Origin of the sequence: Spirosoma arboris, assembly GCF_009754945.1 — a bacterium.
GTDB lineage: Bacteria > Bacteroidota > Bacteroidia > Cytophagales > Spirosomataceae > Spirosoma > Spirosoma arboris.
In genome coordinates, this window is sequence record NZ_WPIN01000005.1 from 20,587 (window position 1) to 42,110 (window position 21,524).

Here is a 21,524-nt window from a genome sequence, read left to right on the forward strand (position 1 = left end):
CTTCATTCTTCACTTAACACAAAGCTTACTCATGACGCGACTGATTATTTGGCTGACAATGTTGGTCTGGGCGGGAACCTCGCAGGGGCAAAATTTCGTGCAGGTCAGCAAAACCGACCCGCATTATTTCGCTACGTCGGATGGGAAAACCTATGTTCCCATCGGCCTAAATCTCTGCTGGCCTCGCTTCATCGACGACGAAGCCGAAGGACTGGCGAAAATGGATATGTACTTCCGTCGGTTGTCGGAAAATGGCGGGAATTATGCGCGAATCTGGCTCAGTGCTCCCTTCTGGGAAATTGAAACCCAACAGGCAGGGCAGTACGATGAACAGAAACTAAAACGATTCGACCAACTGCTAACACTAGCTCAACACTACGGTATTCACCTGAAAATTTGTCTGGAAAATTTCCGTAAACTGACCGGTTATCCAGCTATGTTTCCCGGTTCAGTGCCCTTCGATCGGCCCATTTATGCGTCGGCAAATGGTGGTCCACTAGCCGATATGAATCAGTATCTGGACAGTGAAACAGGTCGGCAATTATTTCTGAAACGAGCCAAAAAACTAGCTGAGCGCTATGCGAACCATCCCGCTATTTTCGGGTGGGAACTTTGGAACGAAATGAATTCTGTTAGTGGCAAAAATTGGGAAGAATGGACCAAAATTATGCTCGGAGAGGTGAAATCCCTGTTTCCAAATCACCTGGTGATGCAAAGCCTGGGGAGTTATGATAAAGAGTCGCAACGAGCTATCTACCAGCGAATAACATCACTGCCCGACAACGATGTAGCTCAGGTACATCGCTACATAGACAACGGAGCCTCCTGGAAAATCTGTCAGGCACCTATGGATACATTAGCCAGCCAGGCCACGCAGGATTTGCTGAATTTTCAAACAAGCAAACCCGTGCTAGCGGCCGAAGTTGGTGCTGTTGAAGCCAACCATGCAGGCCCCTGGAAATTGTATCCCAACGACACATCGGGTACGTTACTCCACGATATTCTATTCGCACCATTTTTTACTGGCGCTGCCGGACCGGGACACTGCTGGCACTGGGACTCGTACGTCGAAAAAAACAACCTGTGGTGGCATTTTGGCCGATTCGCTGAAGCGATTAAGGGTTTCGATCCGGCTCAGCAGCAGGCTGTCCCCTTCACAACCTCGCTACCAAACGGATTAAGACTATACGGCCTTCGCGGAAAAACGCAAACAATACTCTGGATTCGGGACGGGCAGAGCAATTGGCAAACTGAACTGGCGCAGGGCAAACCAGCACGTATAGTAACAAACGTAACGTTGCCTTTACGCCAATTCCCGGCCAAACGTATCGACAGCTACAATCCCTGGAAAAACCAACACGTAGCGGGCAAGGTGTCTGGTAAAAGCATTGCACTACCCGATTTCACCCGCTCCATCATTGTTAAACTCTATACGGATTAAATGAAACGACTTCCTCTTTTTACACTACTGGCGTTGTCGGCACTTCAGGCGTCAGCCCAGCTTTCCGACGACTATAAAAATCAATGGAGCGATCCGGCGGTTCAGCAACGTATTGCCGATGGCATCCGCGAAAACCGGATGGGCGCTTTTACGATTCGGTTTACCGACAAAGAAGGAAATCCGGTATCGCCCGGTGACGTATCACTGACACAGACGCGCCATGATTTCTACTTCGGGGCTAATGGGTTCATGACCAAAGGGTTTAAAAATCCGAAAGAAGATGCGCTCTATGAAGAACACTTTGCGAAGTTGTTCAACTTCGTGACCATCCCGTTTTACTGGCCCGAACTGGAGCCGGAGCCGGGCAAACTGCGATTCGGGAAAGATAGCCCATATAGTTACCGTCGCCCGGCACCCGATGTAGTGCTGGAATTTGCCCGGAAAAATAACATCACACCCAAAGGTCATACGCTCGTGTGGGACAACCCGCGCTGGTCAATTCCGGCCTGGCTACCCAAAGACGAAAAAATCATGGAGCAGAAAATCAGCAAGCGTCTCCAGGAAATCGGTGAGCGATATGGGCATGATATTCAGATCTGGGACGTGGTGAATGAAGTAACCGACCGCCACCCTGATGTGCTGATGCCTAAAGATTTTGCCTTCAAGGCGTTTAAGGAAAGCGAGCGGTTGTTCCCGAACAGTAATGTGTTTACACTCAATTTCACTACGGGTATTTGGAGCCGTAGCAACAAACGCGAATACAGTGCCGATTATCTGCTTCTCGAAAATTTGCGGCAACGTAACGCCAAGATCAACGCCATCGGTATGCAGTTTCACAACTTCAGTGAGCCGGAATATGATCAGATTTTGAAGGGTAAAGCCATGACGCCCACTACCTTATTTAATACGCTCGACTTATACTCAGATTTCAACCTGCCGATTCACATTACTGAAATTACAGTATCTGCTTTATCAGAAAAAGGCCCTGAATATCAGGCCGTCATGACCGAAAATTATTATAAACTGTGGTTTAGTCATCCCAAAGTAGAAGGCATCATCTGGTGGAATCTGCTGGATGGTACAGCTGCACCGGCTGCCATCAAACCCGACGGCACCATCGTTCCCGGTGAAGATAAATGGAAAGGTGGCCTGTTGAACCGCGACTTCACCAAAAAGCCTGCCTACGACGTACTAGACCGGCTGATTAACAAAGAGTGGCGCACCAACCTGACCGTTACGCCTAAAAGTGATGCCGCCAGTTATCGCGGATTTTATGGGACGTATAAGCTGGTCACCCAGCGGAACGGAAAGAAATACGAGAAAGAAGTTCAGTTTCCCAAAAGCGGTGCCCGCACGCAAATCGTGGTGCTGGATTGAAAAAATTACGTAAGTAATCGCGCAGTATTAAACTGAGTTATTACCATTTTGTGTGACCCCGACGGGGTCAAATATTTATAGTACTAATGACTTTCTATAAACCTTTGACCCCGTCGGGGTCACACAAAATGATCTAATCTAAATCTGCTTAGCTATTTAAGTAGCCAAGTAAATTTATTAACCACAGAGGCACAAAGAGCGCAGAGCTTAATCGACTTGAACTATTTTAAAACTCTGTAATTCTGCGGTTTATATACTATAATTCGGCTTAATACTCCTGAACTAATTAGCCTCTACGTTATGCGTTGTCTGAGTTTGTTTTTTCTGTTCGTTACGGTTCAAAGCCTGGCTCAATCGGCTCGCTACGATTCGTTGTGGAACGACCCGGCCATTGAAGCCCGGATTCAGCAGGGTATCGAAACCCATCGAAAGGGTGATTTTACACTGACACTAATTGATAAACAGGGTAAACCGATTCGAAAAGCGACCGTCGAAGTTCGACAGACTGGCCATCTGTTTCAGTTTGGGGCTAACATCTTTATGCTGAAAGGGTTTCCGACGGCGCCGGAAAACGAAAAATACGAGTCGTTTTTTAAATCGATGTTCAATCTGGCTACGATTCCTTTTTACTGGAAAACGCTGGAACCTGAGCAGGGGAAACCGCGCTACACCGCTGATAGTAAACCCATTTACCGCCGACCGCCCACCGATGTCGCCCTCGACTTTTGTCGCGAAAATGGCATTACGCCACGCGGCCATACACTTGTTTGGGACGAAGCCATGTTTGGTATTCCTGATTGGATGCCGGCCGATACATCGAAAATGCAACCGATTATCGACAGGCATATTCAGGAACTGGGCCAACGGTACGGTGAAACCATCAAAACCTGGGATGTAACGAACGAACTGCTCATTTCACGCTATAAAGTGCCCATGCCATCAGACTACGCTAGTAAGGCATTTCGAGCGGCACAAGCGTATTTCCCCAAAAGCACACGGTTATTTATCAATGAAAATACACCCAGCTCGTGGCAGGCATATCGCCGGGAGTTTACGCCCTATTACCTGCTGATTGAAAACCTGAAACTGAAAGGTGCCCGCATTGACGGCATTGGTATGCAGTTCCATTTGTTTGAACAGCCCATGTTCGACAATACCGTGAAGGGTCTGGCGCACAGCCCTGCTGAGCTGTTTCGGGCTATGGATTTGCTTGGTGCATTCGGTGTGCCCCTGCACGTATCGGAAATTACGTTCCCGACGCTGCCGTACAACGAAACGGGTTTACAACAGCAGGCTAAAATGGCTCGTAACTTCTATCGAATCTGGTTCAGTCATCCGGCAATAGAAGCGATTATTTACTGGAACACAGTTGATGGTACGGCCGTAGCCGGTGAAGACAAATGGAATGGAGGATTGCTCAATCGCGATTTTTCGCCCAAACCGGCTTTTACTATTCTGAACGATCTGATTAACAAAGAATGGAAAACAGCCTTCACCACATCAATAACTGACGGCAAGCCAATCAGCTTCCGGGGCTTTTATGGCGACTATACCTTAAAAGTGACCGTTGGCAAGAAAACCATTGAAAAGACATTTAAACTGGCTAAAGGTCAACCCAGTACAGTACAACTTGAACTATAAACTGGAAAAATGAAAAGCACTTGTTGCCGGATGCCGGACCACCGGTCATTCATCGCAATGGCGTACCGCTCTTTCATTCTTTTGCTCTTTCACTCTTTGAATTATGAAAATCATTGACATCCGTACGCGCTGCGTCGCTATTCCCCTCAATGCTCAACTTCGCCACAACACGGGCGTACACCCCGGCTATTTTCTGCGCACGATTCTAGAAGTTATTACCGACGAAGGCATCGTTGGGTTGGGCGAAGTAGGTGGGGGCGATCAGCGGGGAGCCTTACAAAAACTCAAACCCCGTATTGTTGGCGAAGACCCGTTTCACCTCGAAAAAATCAAGCTGAAAGTACTTCGCAGCATTTATTACATGTCGAACGCCCGACTCTATGCAGCCATTGAAATGGCCTGTCTCGATATTCAGGGCAAAGTGCTAAATCGCCCTCTGAGTGATTTGCTAGGAGGACGAGTTCGAGATAAAGTACCTTTTATCGCCTACCTGTTCTGGCGCTACGACCGTCCGGGCGATGGGAAGCACGACGAAACCGCCGAAGATATGGCCGATTTCTGCGTCGAACTGCACGAAACGCTGGGTGTCAATTCCATGAAATTGAAGGCGGGTGTGAAAACACCGAAAGAAGAAGCGCGGGTGCTGGAGCTTTGCCGGGAGAAACTCGGCGACGATTTCGGCTTACGCATCGACCCGAACGGTCTTTGGTCGGTGCAGACTGCAGTGCAGATCGGGCGTCGGCTGGAAGACCTCAACATCGAATATTTCGAAGATCCATCGTGGGGATTGGAAGGCAACGCGGCCGTTCGGAAACAAATACGTATTCCGATTGCTACCAACATGTATCCGGCCAAATTCGATGATCTGGCTCCGGCCATTCGGATGGGCTCGGTCGATATTGTGTTGACTGATATTCACTATTGGGAAGGACCTCGTGGAGTGAAAGATCTGGCTGCGGTTTGTAATACGTTCAATCTGGGCGTTGCCATGCACTCCGGGGCTGAATTCGGTATCGAACTGGCGGCCATGATTCACACCGCGTCGACCATTCCCCAAATGAATTTCGCGGGCGATGCACACTACCATTACCTCACCGACGACATCATTGAAGGCGGACTGATGAAGTATGAAAATGGCTGTATCAAAGTCCCGACGGGGCCCGGCTTAGGCGTGTCGTTGGATGAGGACAAGATGAAGCATTACGAAAAATATTACGAAGAGAAAGGCGATTACTACGCCCGTTTCCACCAGGACCCGTACCGACCCGATTGGTTTCCGACGGTTGGTGGAATGTAATTTTTCTTTCGACATGATTGACATGATTTCTAACTGAAAGCAAATCCTGTTTATCCTGTAAATCCTGTCAAAAAAAGACAAACGAAATGCGCCTGAAAAATAAAAAAGCCCTCGTCACTGGGGCGTCACAGGGAATCGGCAAAGCCATTGCCTTACAGCTAGCCGAAGAAGGCTGCGACGTAGTCGTGCATTACCACGAAAACCGGGAAGATGCCGAAACCGTTGCGGACACTATTCGACGGAAAGGTGGTACGGCGCATCTGTTACAAGCCGATTTGCAGGAAACAGTGCAGGCTATCCGGCTTGGTGAGCAAGCCTGGGAACTAGCGGGAGGGCTGGATATTCTGGTCAATAATGCGGGCGTTTCGTACAAAAAACACTTCCTGGATGTAACTGAAGCCGATTTTGAGCAATTCAACAGCGTCAACTTCCAAAGCACAACGTTCCTGACACAATCGGTTGCCAGAAACATGGTGAAGCACAACGTAGCGGGGAGCATCTGGACTATTACATCGGTCAATGGTATTCGACCGGGGCTGGGCCTGACACTCTACGGAGCCACCAAAGGGGCGCTTGAAACACTCATGAAAGGGGTGGCGATGGAGTTGGGACCGCACAACATCCGGGTTAATACCCTGGCCATTGGCGCTGTGCAGACCGACATCAATCGGGGAGTCTGGGAAAACCCAGCTTTGCTTCAGGAAGTGAATGACGGTATACCCGCCGGGCGATTGGGGCAACCTGAAGAAATCGCTGGTGTATTGGTGGATTTAATTGCATCAGGCAGCTATATGACCGGTTCGACCATCACCATCGACGGAGGCTTATTGCTGATGCGGGGCTATGGAAAACTGGGACCTTACAGAGACGCTTAATCTCAATCATACGATGAAGAACCTTACTCTTTTCATTCTCAGTCTACTGCTGTCGAATCTCGTTTCGGCTCAGTCCGATACGACTGCCCCAAAGCTCTGGCAGCCCTATCGCATTACCCCTCGAACGGGAGCGCAGCATATATCCTTGTCGGGCGATGGTTGGGAGCTGTCGCATACCGATGCGCCCATAACCGACCTGAAGGCTCCTCGTAAAGATGCGTTTCAGACCAGCATTCCGAATTCGGTACACTGGTCGTATTTCAAGGCTGGAAAACTGCCACATCCGTATTACCACAAAAACTCCGACCAGTATAAGTTTATGGACGAGAAAGCGTGGTACTACCGCAAAACGTTTTCGACACCCGCCAGTGCGAAATCGGGCAGTTACGTTTTCCTGTGCTTCGATGGGATCGATTACTTCTCGAAAGTCTGGCTGAACGGTACATTGGTGGGCGTGCACGAAGGTATGTTCGGTGGCCCAACTGTTGAAATTGGTAAGCTGCTGAAAGCGAGTGGACAAAACGAATTGCTGGTGGAAGTGCGGGCGGGCAATTGGGGTAATAAAGCCACTGATTACGAAAGTCTGCCCCGAAATAGTAATGGAGAGTACATGATTGAGATGCGCAAAGGCTACAACCCACGCGCCAGTGGCCGGATTATCAAACCCTGGGTGATTTCGGGGAGTTCAGGTTGCGAAATGTTTTTCAGCGTGGGCATGTGGCAGGATGTTCGGCTCGAAATTGTGCAACCCTATCACCTCGAACGGCCTTACCTGACCACGAGGTCTATCCAGAACGGAAAAGCAACGCTCCATTTCGCAAGTGAAGTACTGGTCGATACCACTTCGCTCGGTTATCAGCTCCACCCCTGGAAAAATGCCCAGATGCACCATTACGATGGACGAGTACCGGGTACTACACTTTCCAATGCCAACTTATCCGTAATAGTCGAGCTGGTCGATAAAGCCGGGAAAGTTGCCTTTACGCAGGAAAAACCATTTAAAGCCTTTAAAGGGCGTACCTGGTTTGACGATGAGTTAACCGTAACGAATCCCAAGCTATGGCATCCGAATGGACTGGGCGAAGCCAATCTCTACACGGTTCGGGTGGTGCTCAAAAAAGATCATCAGGTTGTCGACCAGATTCAGTTTCCGTTTGGCATACGTACCATCGAGCGGATTGCGTCGGCTGGGCCGCGTACTGCCGATCGCTGGGAAAACTGGCAATTTGTCGTGAATGGGAGGAATTTTTTTGTGAAAGGCATGAACTTCACCCCACAGGACGTATTGCTCGAAACCTCGAAAGAACACTATCGATGGACACTGGAAGCGGCTAAAAAAATGGGCGTTCAATTGATCCGCATCTGGGGCGGTGGCCTACTCGAAACCGAGCACTTCTACGAAATCTGTAACGAGTTGGGCATCATGGTTTGGCAGGATTTCCCAATTGGTAATCAGGATACCCCTCTGTATCCGCAGGATATTTGGGAAGCGCAGGTTGTGCAGACCATCGTTCGGTTGCGGAATCATCCATCGCTGGCGGTTTGGTGCGGAGGCAACGAATTTAATCCGTATTCCTACGGTAATGCGGCCACGATGGGCATCTTGGAGCGCAATCTGGATATCTTCGATAAGTCGCGATTATACGTCCGCACCACGCCCGACGACGGCAGTCTTCATACTTACCCCGACATGGACCCGACCTGGTATGGTGTAGGCTACCGCTACGAACCCTGGATATCGGAAACAGGGATGCACTCGATGCCTGAGGCCAACATGTTCTACGAAACTGTTGATAACAAAGAGTTTACTGGGCTGGGGCGCATGTGGGACAAGGAATTTTACAAAGACCACCCAGAGTTCATTCACCACTTTACCGAATACGGCCCCAGCCGCGTACCGCGCATGCTGAGTCGGGCATCACATATTGCCGACATGAACGATCCGACTATCGAAGCCGTGACGGAAGCGTCGCAGATTGGAGCGGGTGAGTTTTATCAGGTGTTCTCCGAAAAAATGCAGGGCAATTATCCGGTTACGACGGGGTTGCTGCCGTGGGTATTCAAACGCCACTGGCCCGTCATTGCCATTCAGATGATGGACTGGTTTGGCAACGCTGGTGCGCCCTATTATTTCCTCAAACGTACCTACGAGCCTACGCATGTAGCCATTGACATTCCGCGTCTGCTCTGGAAAGCCGGTGATCGGATTAAGTTGCCCGTCAACGTACTGCATTCGTTACCACAGGCAATACCCGGCGCAACAATTTCCGTACAGGTTCTTGACGATACATTCAAACAACTCTGGAAGAAAGAGCAAAACGTAACTATAGCGGGTGGTACCTCGGTGAGTTCTGCAAATCTGGGCGAGTACGTTATTCCGGCAGACTACCGCGACCGCTACATACTCATTGTTGCTGAACTTCGGAACGCTTCGGGCAAGCTTCTATCGCGGTCATTCTACTATCCACGCAGTTTGTCGATGCTCGAAAACGGGGAATTTTATCAGAAATATATCAGCAACCCAATTCCCTGGCCGACGCTGGAAAAAGGTCCATTTCTGAAACCGACTGTCGCTAAAACCACTACGTCGCTGACTGCTTCGGTGGTGAGTCAGAAACCTACCGGATCAGACCAAAGTCAGCTTCGGGTGAAGGTTACCAATACGGGCAAAGTCCCCGCATTCATGGCCAAACTGGACATTATCGGCACCAAACGGGCCATAGTGGCATCCGACAATTTTACCTGGATTGCCCCCGGCGAAACGCAGGAGATCGACCTCAATGTGATCTGGCGCGAACCGACGACCCGTTCGAAAGCCAGCCTGACAGTCAGTGCCTGGAATGCCGTTCCTACAACCGCTAAACTCCCTTAATCATGGTTGACTCACCGCCTTCGCTCACGAAAAAAACGACTGGCTTCCGCTGGGAGTTGCTGGCATTACTCTGGCTGGCTTTCTTCCTGAATCAGGCCGACCGGCAGATTTTTAGTGTTGTACTACCACTCATTCGGAAAGACCTTGGCCTGACCGATGCCCAACTTGGCCTGATTGCATCGGCGCTAGTCTGGACCTATGGGTTATTGGTTCCCATTGCCGGGTTCATCGGCGACCGATTTTCGCGCCGGAATATTCTCGGTTTTTGTCTGCTGTTCTGGTCGTGTGCTACGTTGCTGACGGGTTTTTGTTCGAGCGTAGTCCAGTTCATTGCGCTACGTGGCATGGCAACGGGTGGTGGCGAAGCATTTTACGCGCCCTCGGCGAATGCCCTGTTAGGCGAAACCTACAAGGAAAAGCGCTCATTTGCGCTGTCCATTCACCAAACGGCGGTGTATTTCGGCATTATTCTAAGTGGCATTATTGCTGGCTACATCGGCGAACACTACGGCTGGCAAAAAGCGTTTTATCTATTTGGTAGTCTGGGGGTTGTGCTGGCGTTCGTATTCTTTACCCGAATCCCCAAAGATGTTGTTGTATCGACGGCCGAAAGCCAGCAACAGATGTGGGCCGAAATTGGTAAAACAGCTCGTACCGTCGCCCGAAAACCTACCGTGATCATGCTCACCTTGGGCTTTGGTTGTATGGTGTTCGTGAACGTTGGGTACTTAACCTGGATGCCGTCGTTTCTGGTCGATAAATTCAATATGAGTTTGACCGATGCCGGATTTTCGTCCCTGTTTTATCACCACCTCGGCGCGTTTTTGGGTGTACTATCAGGAGCCAGAATTTCGGATTATTACGCTAAGTCAAATCCCCGAAGTCGCCTGGTTGTGCAGGCATTGGGGTTGCTGCTGGGAGCGCCGTTCATCTACGGCATCAGCATGAGCAATACGCAACTGCTTACCTACATAGCCTTGTTTCTGTTTGGCATTTTCCGGGGATGGTACGATTCCAACATCGTAGCCTCGCTTTACGAAGTGGTATCGCCTAAAATCCGCTCCTCGGCTTATGGCTTGATGCTGGCCTGCGCCTTTCTAATCGGCTCGTTTGCACCCTACTTACTGGGCGTTTTAAAACCAACACTAGGGCTGACAGCTGGGCTGGCTAGCTTATCGGGCGTGTACGTGCTGGGAAGTCTATTTCTCTGGGCGGGCGCCTTCCTGTTTTTCGACCGGGATAAAGAAGTTAGCCAGTAATTATGATGAACACGTTATCAAAACCAGCTATTTCAACGGAAGACACACCCACTACGTTGATAACCGGGCTGAGCTTTCCCGAAGGCCCTGCTTTTGCGGCTGACGGAAGTTTATGGGCAGTTGAGCTAAAAGGCGAAAGTTTGGTTCAGTACAAAAACGGAAACCTAAAACGCTTTCCTGTTGGTGGAGGGCCGAATGGCATTGCCATCGACAAACAGGGAAAAATCTGGTTTTGCGATTCGGCACAACGTAGCATCCGGCGCTTCGATCCAGTATCCGAAAAAGCGGAAACCATTCTGGATAAAATCGACGGCGAACCGCTTAACAAGCCCAACGATCTGGCATTCGATTCAGCAGGCAATCTGGTCTTTACCTGCCCCGGCGAATCTCGTCAGGAACCGACGGGTTACGCGGTTGTCCGAATGCGCAATGGCTCTGTCAAAAAAATTACGACCGAGAAATACTTTCCGAATGGTCTGGCATTCAGTGCCAATGGTAAAACGCTGGTGCTGGCCGAAACCTACAAACATCGACTCTGGAAAGGCAACTGGAATGCGGCAACAGGCGAGTGGACTGACGCGACAGTATGGGCTATGGTTGAAGGACCACAAGGACCGGGCGGCCCCGATGGCATGGCGTTTGGCGAAGATGGAAATCTCTATGTAGCCGTCTATGGAACGGGTTATATCCACATCGTTTCGCCCGAAGGAAAAGTTATTCAAAAAATTAACACTGCTGGCCAGAACCCAACGAATTGCGCCTTCGATCCAACGGGCAAACTTGGTCTGGTCGTTACCGAAGCAGAGAAAGGGCAGTTACAAACTGTAGCGATAAACACAAAAGGAATTACATTATTCAATTGATTATAAACTATATAAACGAAAAATCATGAGTGTCGATCAGTATAAGAAAGAAGTCGGATTGATGAATCTGGAGAAGTTGATCGAAAAGCGTGAAGGCGTTTCCGATACCACGTTCCCTATCCCAGAAAAAGAGTTATTGCAACGGTTTGAGCAGCTCTATACGGGGGCTGTCAATGACGTCATGCGCGAATTTTGTCTGCTGAATCAGGCGTTACCCGGCCATATTCTACCACTCCGTGAGTATCGTACCGTGGCAGGTTTTGCCTTTACAGTCAAAAGCGCGCCCAACGCCATGATCCGGGGTGAGATGGAATTCCGAACACAAATGCTCGAAGAAATGCACGAAGACGCCTTTATCGTTTGGGATACGACCAGCGATAGTAAAGCTACGCTTTGGGGGGGCGTTATGACGGCAACGGCCAAAGGCAAGAAGGTGAAAGCGGCTTGCATCGATGGGGGTATTCGCGATACGCACCAGATTCTGGAAGCCGAACTACCGGTATTCTACAAGTATCGAATTTCGAATGGTAGCTTAGGTCGATGTCTCATTACGCACTATCAGGTCACGATTCAGATTGGCGACGTAACCATCAAACCGGGCGACGTAGTACTGGGCGATATTGACGGTGTCCTGGTTGTGCCGCGCGAAATTGCGTATAACGTTCTGATGCGGGCCGAGGAAATTATTGCCAACGAGAAGATGATTTTCGGATGGGTGCACGAAGGGAAAACTATTCAGGAAATTACCGAAAAAGGCGGTTATTTTTGAGTAGAACGGACCCGAAATAGCCTCCTATTCGTGACCAATAGCGTGTTTGCCCAAATAGATTTTATAGATTCTTTTTTTGATAACGAAACTGTTTAAACTTTTCCTTAGTGAGTAAAAGTTTAAACAGTTTCAACCAATGGAATAGAATCGAAAGAATCTTATAGCATCTATTTTGAAAGAGCACTGGTTTCGAACAGCGCCTTTTCAACTCTGTAGCCGTAGAAATGCCGACAACCCGACGAACTTTCCTAAGACTATCTGGCTTGAGTAGCCTTGCCCTTACTGCCGGAATTCCCGAAATCCACACTGGTATAATCAGCCCACTAGCCGAAAACGACTATGACCTCATCATTGTCGGGGGTACTCCCGGTGGTATTATGGCAGCTGTATCTGCTTCCCGATTGGGCAAAAAATCGCTGATTCTGGAGCGGACAGCCCACATTGGCGGCTTACCTGCCAATGGCCTCGGGGCTACTGACATTGCCACGCGGGGTGCTACGGGCGGCTTGTTTCTCGAGTTTGTGCAGCGAATTAAAGCTCATTATGTCGAGAAATACGGGGCCGATTCGCAACAGGCGAAGGATTGCTCGGATGGCTACCATTTCGAACCTTCGGTGGCAGCCAAAATCTTCGACGGTTTCCTGAAGGAAAGTCCCCATGCGACCGTGTTGACCATGCGCCAATTCGACTTTGAACCCGAAAATCTGACGATCCAGAACAATCGGATTCAGAGCATTCGGGTAACGGATCGAAACACGAAAAAGACGGAGACCTATAAGGGACGGTTTTTTATCGATGCGACTTATGAAGGCGATTTGATTGCGGCAGCAGGTGTGCCGTTTTTTCTCGGACGGGAAGGCAAATCGGACTACAATGAAGTAGGTGCCGGGCGAGTCTACAAATATTGGGCTGGACCCGAAGGACCAGGTTCGACCTTTCAGGGCGATAATGCCGTTCAATCGTACAACTATCGGCTGTGCGTAACCAGCGATCCGACGATTCGGGTCAAGATTCAGAAACCGGCCCGGTACAACCGGGAAGAGTATGTATCGATGATCGGCGATGTGACAACGGGGCACTATACTGGTGTGGCGATGATGGAGCTTACGGATGCCCAAAAAGCCGAGAACCTGCGCCGGTCCAAAGCCGGTTTGCCGCCCGAAGTACCCGGTATGCCCAAAGGAATTGCCTGGCTAACGAACATGGTCAAGCTGCCAAATGGTAAAAACGACGGCAACAACCAGCATCATTCGTTCATTTCGACGGATTTGCCGGAAGAAAACTGGCCTTATCCAACGTCCGGTTGGGAATGGCGTGACCGCTTCGCCCAACGGCTTCGGGAGTACACTGAAGGGCTGTTCTACTTTGCGCAAAACGATCCAGAATTGCCGGACTGGTTCCGAAAAGAGTGTTCTGAGTGGGGTTGGGCTAAAGATGAATATACAGACAACGGCCATTTTCCGCGGCAGCTTTACGTTCGGGAAGGCCGTCGGATGAAGGGGAAATACGTCTTCAAAGCCCAGGACGCCCAACCTGTTAAGCCGGGTGGGCGACCACCAATTCACGCCGATAGCATCACGGCCAGTCACTACGCGCTCGATTCGCACGCGGTTCGGAAACGGGAAGCAGGCCGAATTCATTTAGATGGGTTTATTAGTTACCCGTCTGCCGTGTATACCGTTCCGTTTCGGGTGATGGTGCCCGATTCGCCACTGGAAAATTTGCTGGCTCCGGTTCCAGCATCAGCTACGCACATTGGCTTTTCCACGCTCCGAATGGAACCTTGCTGGATGGCGCTCGGCCAGGCTGCTGGAACGGCAGCGGCCATCTGTGTACAGAAATCGCAATCGGTGCATGCGTTACCCGTTACGGAATTGCAAAAAGCCCTACTTCAACAGAAAGCGATTCTGGTCTACAGCAAAGGCATTGCCACTACCGACCCTAATTTCGAGACCAGCCAACTGGCGATGTTAAACGAAAAATGAGATTTTAAGAACGAGTTGCTTTGGTATAAAGCAGCCTATTATCTTGCCTTATTTCAAAGTTTATGCGATACGTACTCACCAGTTGTTTAAGCCTGTTAATAGTCTACTCCTCCATTGCCCAGCAGCAGGTCGATATCTGTGTTTATGGCGGTACTTCAGGCGGGGTCATAGCGGCTTACACTGCCCGGAAAGCTGGAAAAACCGTGATCCTGATCGAGCCGGGCAAGCATTTGGGCGGTATGACCTCCGGTGGTTTGGGGCTAACCGATATTGGCAATAAGTACGCCATTACCGGAATCTCCCGCGATTATTACCGACGCATCGGCCAGCATTACGGCAAGTTTGAACAGTGGATTTTTGAGCCCCATGTAGCCGAAGAGTTGTTCAACGAGTATGTCAAACGGGGCAAGGTGGACGTACTGTTTTCTCACCGCCTTTCGAGCGTAACGAAAAGCAGTGGGCAGATCCAGGAAATCGTTCTGGAAAACTCGGATAAGCCTTCTTCGGCCAAACGGACTATTCGGGCGAAGATGTTTATCGACTGTTCTTACGAAGGTGATTTGATGGCCAAAGCCGGAGTTTCCTACACCGTTGGCCGGGAAGCCAATTCAAAATACAACGAAACCATTAGCGGTGTTCAGTTGATGACCGGCCACCAGCTTCCAGACGGTATTGATCCCTACAAAACACCCGGTAAGCCAGAATCGGGGCTGGTTTGGGGGGTTAGCCCGGCTAAGCTGGAGCCCAACGGAACAGGTGATGGAAAGGAACAAACCTACAATTATCGAATTTGTCTTTCGTCTGACCCAGCCAATCAGGTCCCTATTACGCGTCCACCGGGCTATGATTCCACTCGATACGAACTGCTCGTCCGGCTGCTGGCAGCCCAACCCCAGAAACTATCGCTCAACGACTATTTCATCTGGAGTGGAATGCCCAACAAAAAAACCGACATTAACAATCGAAACGGTTTTTCGACCGATATGATCGGTATGAATTATGCGTATCCAGATGGAAGCTACGAAAAACGGGCGCAGATTATCCGCGATCATGAACTGTATACCAAAGGGTTACTGTATTTTTTCGGCCATGATTCACGCGTCCCCCTACCGCTTCGGGAGCAAATGCTGACATGGGGCTACCCAAAGGATGAATACACTGATTCTGGCAACTGGTCGCCACAACTCTACATCCGGGAAGCGCGTCGAATGGTGGGCGCCTACGTAATGACACAGGCGAATTGCGAAGGAAAAGAAGTGGTAACTGACGGTGTTGGCATGGCTGCCTATACGATGGATTCGCACAATATTCAGCGTATTGTGATTGAAAAAGACGGCAAGAAAATGGCGAAGAACGAGGGTAATGTGGAAGTTGGTGGCTTTGGCCCCTATCCGATCTCGTACCGGGCGCTGATTCCCAAAGAAGGCGAATGCCGCAATCTGCTGGTTCCGGTTTGTTTGTCGGCCTCACATATTGCGTATGGATCAATTCGAATGGAGCCGGTTTTTATGGTGCTGGGTCAGTCGACAGCGTTAGCGGCTGTCATGGCAATCGATGCAAAAACCAGTGTGCAAAAAGTGGATATTGCGAAACTACAGCAGGAATTAAAAGCGAATCCTTTGGGTGACGGCAGTACACCCGAAATTCTGGTCGACAATGAAGATCAAACACGAACAACAATTACTGGCCCGTGGCGTATTGAAAGCAAAAGTAAAGGAGGTTACGGCCCCTCCTATCTGATTTATGAGGGCCAGGGCGGAGAAGCGGCTTCCGTCCGATTCAAGCCCGAAATTGTAAAAGCGGGTAAATACCACATTTACGCCTACTTCCCCCGATTAGCCAAAACAGCTTCGGAACTGGGTATTACGGTTTCAGACGGTAAAACAAGCAAGTCCATTTCGATCAAACCAGCCGATATTGTCGTCGTTGGACAAACATCCGGCGAATGGGTTTCACTGGGTGAGTATGAACTACCCAAAGGCCAAAGTTCAGCAGTTGATATAGGGCTCAAACAAGCCGATGGACCCGTAGTGGCCGATGCGGTTTTGTTCGTTCCTACGTTCTGACCTCCTGATGTTCCTATTGCTTGTCGAATTGCCATGAATTGATTCATAAATCATGCTGAGCGTACTATGTAAGTCTATGCCAGTTTAAATAAAAGCATAACCTCGCCACCCAGTTCAATCTGGTCTCCATCCTGAAGTGGGTAAACCAGATTAGCAATATCGGCCCGTTCAATACGATCGTCAGGGTGCATGATTTTTGTTTTGTTCCCGCTGGCTGGCAATCCTCCCGCATCGACAAGAAGTGCATATCGTTGCAAAGTCATGTCGTACCGGATCGTTGCATGTGACCGACTAACGGCCCCATTTCCAGAACCTTTCTGCGGGTCGAAACCGGGATCATCCTCGTTGAGAATAACAATATCGTTGGTTCGAACCCGGCCCGATGTTGTCTGAGTAGTATGGCCACGCCCGATGTAATAGGTGGTCTTTTGGGCAGGATCGAGTACATAGTCCGCTTGCTCTGTCTGGCCCACTAACGCGACGATGCTGGCCCGAAGCGGTGCGCTAGTGGGCTTGGATTTATCCGCTATAGCTAGTGCCAGGTTTCCCTCCCGATACGAGCTTTCGGGTAACTCATCCGAAAAAAAGGAATAATCAAATCGCCAGTTTTTGGGCAATGTAATGTAGTTATCAGCCAGTTGCCGATTCAACTCATTCTGAAATTTTCCCGGTTGATTTTCCCATAGGGCCACCCGGTATAGCTCTTCCTCTTCGGGGTCTGTAGCTAAAATACTTAACCGAAGCCCAACAGGAGCCGTCTCTGGTTCATTCTGATAAACTCGAAGTCTGCCGACTATAAGCCGGATGACCCGCTCCCGTTGCTGAGCGGCTGGCGGAGGCCCGGCCGGAGTCGGTTTCGGTGTAATAAGAGCAGATTCGTTGTTTTGTGGCAAATCGGTTGTAGGCTCGACAGACGAATGATGCTCCGCAGGCGCAAAACCAAACAGGTTCTTTACTTTTTCTATGAGGCTCATAGTTGATGGGTTTGGGTTATTAATGTACCCACGGGCTTCAGCCCGTGATAGCTGTCAACAAGTATCTTTTCAATAGAATCACGGGCTGAAGCCCGTGGGTACAACACAATTAAAAGCTACCTAAATAGCCACGTTGCTTTAAAATTGGGGCGACAACAGTATTCGCTAAGTTGACGGCATCTGCCGATGAGTTGCCCAATTCGATCCGCACAACGACAACGGTATGTGATCGACCATCGGGTGTAGGGGCGAAAAATACGTACCAGCCGTCATTCTCCTGAACACCCTGCACGATACGTTCAGGCGTACCGGTTTTACCCGCTACCCGCGCGATGCTAATCTTACTCCGCCCCGCCGATGGATTCGACTGCTCGATCATGAATTCCTGCAATTGCTCTGCATAGTCAGGCCGACGGGCTACTGCTTTTCCGGCGACTATCGGCTGCGCTTTCCCGGCCCGATCCAATAGGTAACGGGATGGTTGCAATATGCCTTTATTGGCAATAGCTCCTGCCATTCTGGCCAGCGATGCGGGCGTTGAAGTCAACTGTCCCTGCCCCCAGGCCAAACCCGAAAACTCCGAGCGGTATCGTCTTGGATACTGCGTACTCTGGTACAACTTCCGACGAACCACAAACGAGGAGTCGCGCCAGTGCTTTCGAATTTGAACGCGTTCGGCGTCGGTGTGAGTGTCTGAAAAAGAGTAACCGCCGATCAGATCAACGTTCATACCCGTGGCCAAATAGAGATCAGCCATCTCGTTATCTAACGTGTTGTCGTTCGCTGTTCGGATGAAATACACGTTACTCGACCGGACAATCGCCTTCTGCATATCCACGGATTCACCGCAGGGTTCTGATTCACGAGTACCCCGCCGAATAATTTCCTGACAGGAAATCGGGTACGAAACTGCCGATGCCGACGAACCCAGTTTATTAAATGCAGCCATCGCCGTCAGGATTTTAGCCGTCGAACCGGGTGCCGTTGGGTAGGTCATCCCCAGATCACGCTCGGTCACTAGATATGGCAGTTTCAGTCGATCCCGATCCGATAAAAGCATAGTTTCGGGGGTTTTCAGACTAGGCAACGGGTACATTGCCGACGCCATTACGTCACCCGAAGCAGCATCCAGCACAACCACCGAAAGGCGCTTGCCATTATACTCCGATTGGGCAAGTGCCTTTTGAATCGTCACCTGCAGCTCGGCATTCACGCTCAAATGCAAATCGCGGTTCTGTGCTTTACGGCGAGCAACTTCACGGCTGTCGATCCCCGCCCGTAAGGCAGGTGCCAGTTCGCTGTAATCGTAAACCGATAGCGTGCGTTCCTGTTGAACCGATGGGCTAAAGCGGTCAGCCCGGTAGTCAGTGGCTACAAGGTTCGTTTTGCGGGGGCGACTATCGAAACCACGCAACTCGCTGAAATGAGTAGCTTCGGCATAATACCCGTTGCTTTGCCCCCAGAAGAGTTGAGTGTTCAGATCCCCGACCCAGAAAAACAGGTGTTCCCCGAATGGATAATAGCGTTGCAGCCGTTTTTGGGTAAGCGTTTCAATCTGATCGGATTTTAACCCGCTTTGCCGCAATCGGGATAATTGCTGCGTAACAAGTTCCGGCGAACTCGTTGCCAGCACCAGGCCGTTGCGGTCGTAGATCGTGCCGGATGCCAGTACGCGGGTCAGGCGCTCAATGCGCGGATTATAGCTGTAAACGGGATCACCATTACGTGTTACCACTCGGGCAGGACGCACAATATAGTCGTTACCTTTCCAGCCAATAATCGGTAATAAGCGCCCGATCAGGATAAGCACACCTACTAGGAAACCGGCAATGCCTGCCATTAGTACCAGGTCGTAATTCTTCTCTAAATATTCCCGTTGCTCTACTTGACCTGGCCGTTGCGCCACACTGAACACAACACCCATCGCGATCAAATTGAGGATCAGCGAGATCTTCCCATAACTCAAAAACGGTACGCTAATTCCCGTGAGTGGTAGTAATCCAATCGACCCACTGGCGATAATCAGGAATTGAACACCCGTTGCAATAGCGATCCCGGCTACCAGAAAAAAGCTGAACGGCTGTCCTGCCCGGCGGGCGTGCAGGAATATCCGGTGCAACAAGATTCCCATGAGCAGAAACACTGCAATGACGCCTAATCCGCCCAATTCTTCGCCCACGCTGGGTAGAATCATATCGGTATGAGCGGCTGGCATGGCACTGGCAAATCCTTTGCCGAGCCCCTGCCCTGTCCAGCCGCCCGACGCCAGTGTCCAGAAACTATGCGCCAGATGATCGCCCCCGTAGACATCGTTATTCCAGGGGCTGAGCCACATAGCTTTACGATCAGCCAGTCGGTCGCCAACGAATGGCAGTTGATCGCCAAACGCAAACATCGCCATCACGAGCAGGAGCAATACGGGTGCTTCGGTTAGCAAAGCGGCCCAGCCCAATCCCGTTGTCGAGCGAGCTTCGCCCCGCCAGTACATATAGCCAATCAGAGCCACTAACGAGAGCACTGTAGCGATTCCACCGGGCAATAGCCAGAGCGCAACACCATAGCCCATCCCCGTTGCCAGCGTCAGGAGTAAGTTCCCCCGAGCGATGCTATAAAACAGCAGGAATGTAAAACAGACGACCAGCGCTGGCCCCATATCGCCCAGCAGCAAGTAGAGCAACATGAGCAATCCTGCTCCTGCCAGTGCGCCAAAACTCACGGTAAAACGCCAGCGCAAATCGGGCAACTGGCGAATCTGTTGTTCATTGGCGGCAAAGAACCCTGCGAAAAACAGGATCAATAGAAATTTGGTAATCTCGCTGGGTTGAACCGTTAGCCCTAGTATCGACAGGTTAACGCGCACGCCACTACCTTCCGGTCCTGAACCGATCAACAATGTCAGGGCAGCCAGTCCAACGGCGAGTACTAACCATGTCCAGCCAGACAGTTTAACGGACGTTCGGTTACGGAAGGCAAACAGCCAGTCATAGCGCCAGTCTGCGTAGAAGCGACCGATGTTCAGTTGTGACAAAATCGTCATTCCGACCAGGCCAACCGCAATGCCTTGCAGCGTTTGCCAGGCATAGAGCATATCTTGTAACGGGTCTTGAATGGCTAAAAGTGTCAACACCGATATGCCCGTCAGTAGCATCAGTATGGGCAGCAACAACGGATCTGGCTGGAATCGTCGGAGTGACCAGAAGCTCTCGACAAGCCAGAAGGCAAACAGGAACAAGATAACAATGACCCAGAATTGTGCAGTATAGGCGTTTGGCGTACGTACCGTAAATGCGTGATCGGCCTTAAGTTGTCCGTATACGATTGAGCCAATCAGGCGCAGGCGGTGCGGGCGAGCCGAAAATGTATAGGTCTGATGGCTTGTCAGCCGACTTACACCCCGCCGACTCCCAAACTCAAAACCGGGTTTAAGCGGCACAACGCTATATCCCGAACCCTCCAACAAGCCCGTGAAGGCAAACTTCCCATCGGTGTCTGTACGGGCGTAGGTGAATCGGTCTGGGAGTGTATCGGGTTGAGCAGTGGCCGGGTGGCGCTTGAGTTGCACCAATACATTCGCCATTGGTCGGTCGTCTCGCATTACCTCACCTGACATCGACTCCGTTCCACTTCCCGCGCTAACGGTAGCTGGGTATGTTTTAGGGTTGTTCAGTTCGCGGACATAAAGCACCGAATCGAAGCCCATTTGCTGACGGGATGCCTGCAACCGGCTCTGAAAATCAACCCCGCCAATCCGGCTTCGCCACGCTATAGGAGCCAGCACCGAAAACTGTCGTTTATTGATGGCCCCCAGATTGTCGAGCGAACTGTTTTGACGAAGTTTGGCCGATAACGAATCGGCGACGAACGCTATGTCTTTAGGATCGCTGTAATAATTGCCGCGGTTAAGCAGTCGCTGGATGGCTGCCGATTTGAGTCCTGCTTTAAGCGGCAATGCCTGTCCATTAGCAAAGGCGTCTTTCGCCTGACTCAGGTTAGCGAACAGGTTCATGTATAACCGGGCGAACAGCACCAGCAGCATGACCGATGCACCCAGCATATACAATCGTCCAGACGGAACGGTGGTTTCTTTCATGTAATCGTGTTACGT

At 50.4% G+C, this 21,524-nt stretch carries 13 protein-coding genes; 11 read left to right on the plus strand and 2 right to left on the minus strand.

What is annotated here, in order from left to right; translation table 11 throughout:
• The first annotated feature begins 31 nt into the window (after window positions 1-31).
• From GO755_RS14270 to GO755_RS14320, 11 genes are all read left to right on the plus strand, one after another.
• A complete protein-coding gene (locus GO755_RS14270; RefSeq protein ID WP_157585854.1) occupies window positions 32-1,441 on the plus strand; it encodes a cellulase family glycosylhydrolase in 1,410 nt (469 codons plus the stop codon).
• Window positions 1,442-2,818 (plus strand): endo-1,4-beta-xylanase, encoded by a 1,377-nt coding sequence (locus tag GO755_RS14275; protein ID WP_157585855.1) that lies wholly within the window; start codon window positions 1,442-1,444, stop codon window positions 2,816-2,818.
• A 300-nt stretch (window positions 2,819-3,118) separates the two neighbouring features.
• Entirely contained in the window at window positions 3,119-4,459 is a 1,341-nt protein-coding gene (locus tag GO755_RS14280; RefSeq protein WP_157585856.1) for an endo-1,4-beta-xylanase, read from the plus strand.
• 103 nt (window positions 4,460-4,562) lie between these two features.
• Window positions 4,563-5,756: an enolase C-terminal domain-like protein gene (locus GO755_RS14285; RefSeq protein WP_157585857.1), complete on the plus strand. Its 1,194-nt coding sequence runs from the start codon at window positions 4,563-4,565 to the stop codon at window positions 5,754-5,756.
• Between the two features lie 86 nt (window positions 5,757-5,842).
• Window positions 5,843-6,631, plus strand: a complete 789-nt coding sequence (locus GO755_RS14290) for an SDR family NAD(P)-dependent oxidoreductase (RefSeq protein ID WP_157585858.1) — start codon at window positions 5,843-5,845, stop codon at window positions 6,629-6,631.
• Between the two features lie 13 nt (window positions 6,632-6,644).
• Window positions 6,645-9,503, plus strand: a complete 2,859-nt coding sequence (locus GO755_RS14295) for a glycoside hydrolase family 2 protein (protein WP_157585859.1) — start codon at window positions 6,645-6,647, stop codon at window positions 9,501-9,503.
• Window positions 9,504-9,505: 2 nt separating this feature from the next.
• The gene (locus GO755_RS14300) at window positions 9,506-10,762 is read left to right on the plus strand and encodes a spinster family MFS transporter (protein ID WP_157585860.1); all 1,257 of its coding nucleotides are present in this window, start codon (window positions 9,506-9,508) and stop codon (window positions 10,760-10,762) included.
• 2 nt (window positions 10,763-10,764) lie between these two features.
• Window positions 10,765-11,625: an SMP-30/gluconolactonase/LRE family protein gene (locus GO755_RS14305; RefSeq protein ID WP_227686959.1), complete on the plus strand. Its 861-nt coding sequence runs from the start codon at window positions 10,765-10,767 to the stop codon at window positions 11,623-11,625.
• Window positions 11,626-11,650: 25 nt separating this feature from the next.
• Entirely contained in the window at window positions 11,651-12,394 is a 744-nt protein-coding gene (locus GO755_RS14310) for an RraA family protein (RefSeq protein ID WP_157585861.1), read from the plus strand.
• Between the two features lie 224 nt (window positions 12,395-12,618).
• Entirely contained in the window at window positions 12,619-14,379 is a 1,761-nt protein-coding gene (locus GO755_RS14315; protein WP_157585862.1) for an FAD-dependent oxidoreductase, read from the plus strand.
• A 62-nt stretch (window positions 14,380-14,441) separates the two neighbouring features.
• Window positions 14,442-16,445: an FAD-dependent oxidoreductase gene (locus GO755_RS14320; RefSeq protein WP_157585863.1), complete on the plus strand. Its 2,004-nt coding sequence runs from the start codon at window positions 14,442-14,444 to the stop codon at window positions 16,443-16,445.
• A gap of 74 nt (window positions 16,446-16,519) precedes the next feature.
• Here the strand turns inward: GO755_RS14320 and GO755_RS14325 are convergent, their stop codons facing one another.
• Entirely contained in the window at window positions 16,520-17,419 is a 900-nt protein-coding gene (locus GO755_RS14325; RefSeq protein ID WP_157585864.1) for an FHA domain-containing protein, read from the minus strand.
• 109 nt (window positions 17,420-17,528) lie between these two features.
• On the minus strand, window positions 17,529-21,509 hold the full coding sequence (locus GO755_RS14330) for an FtsW/RodA/SpoVE family cell cycle protein (protein ID WP_157585865.1): 3,981 nt from the start codon (window positions 21,507-21,509) through the stop codon (window positions 17,529-17,531).
• Between the last annotated feature and the right edge of the window lie 15 nt (window positions 21,510-21,524).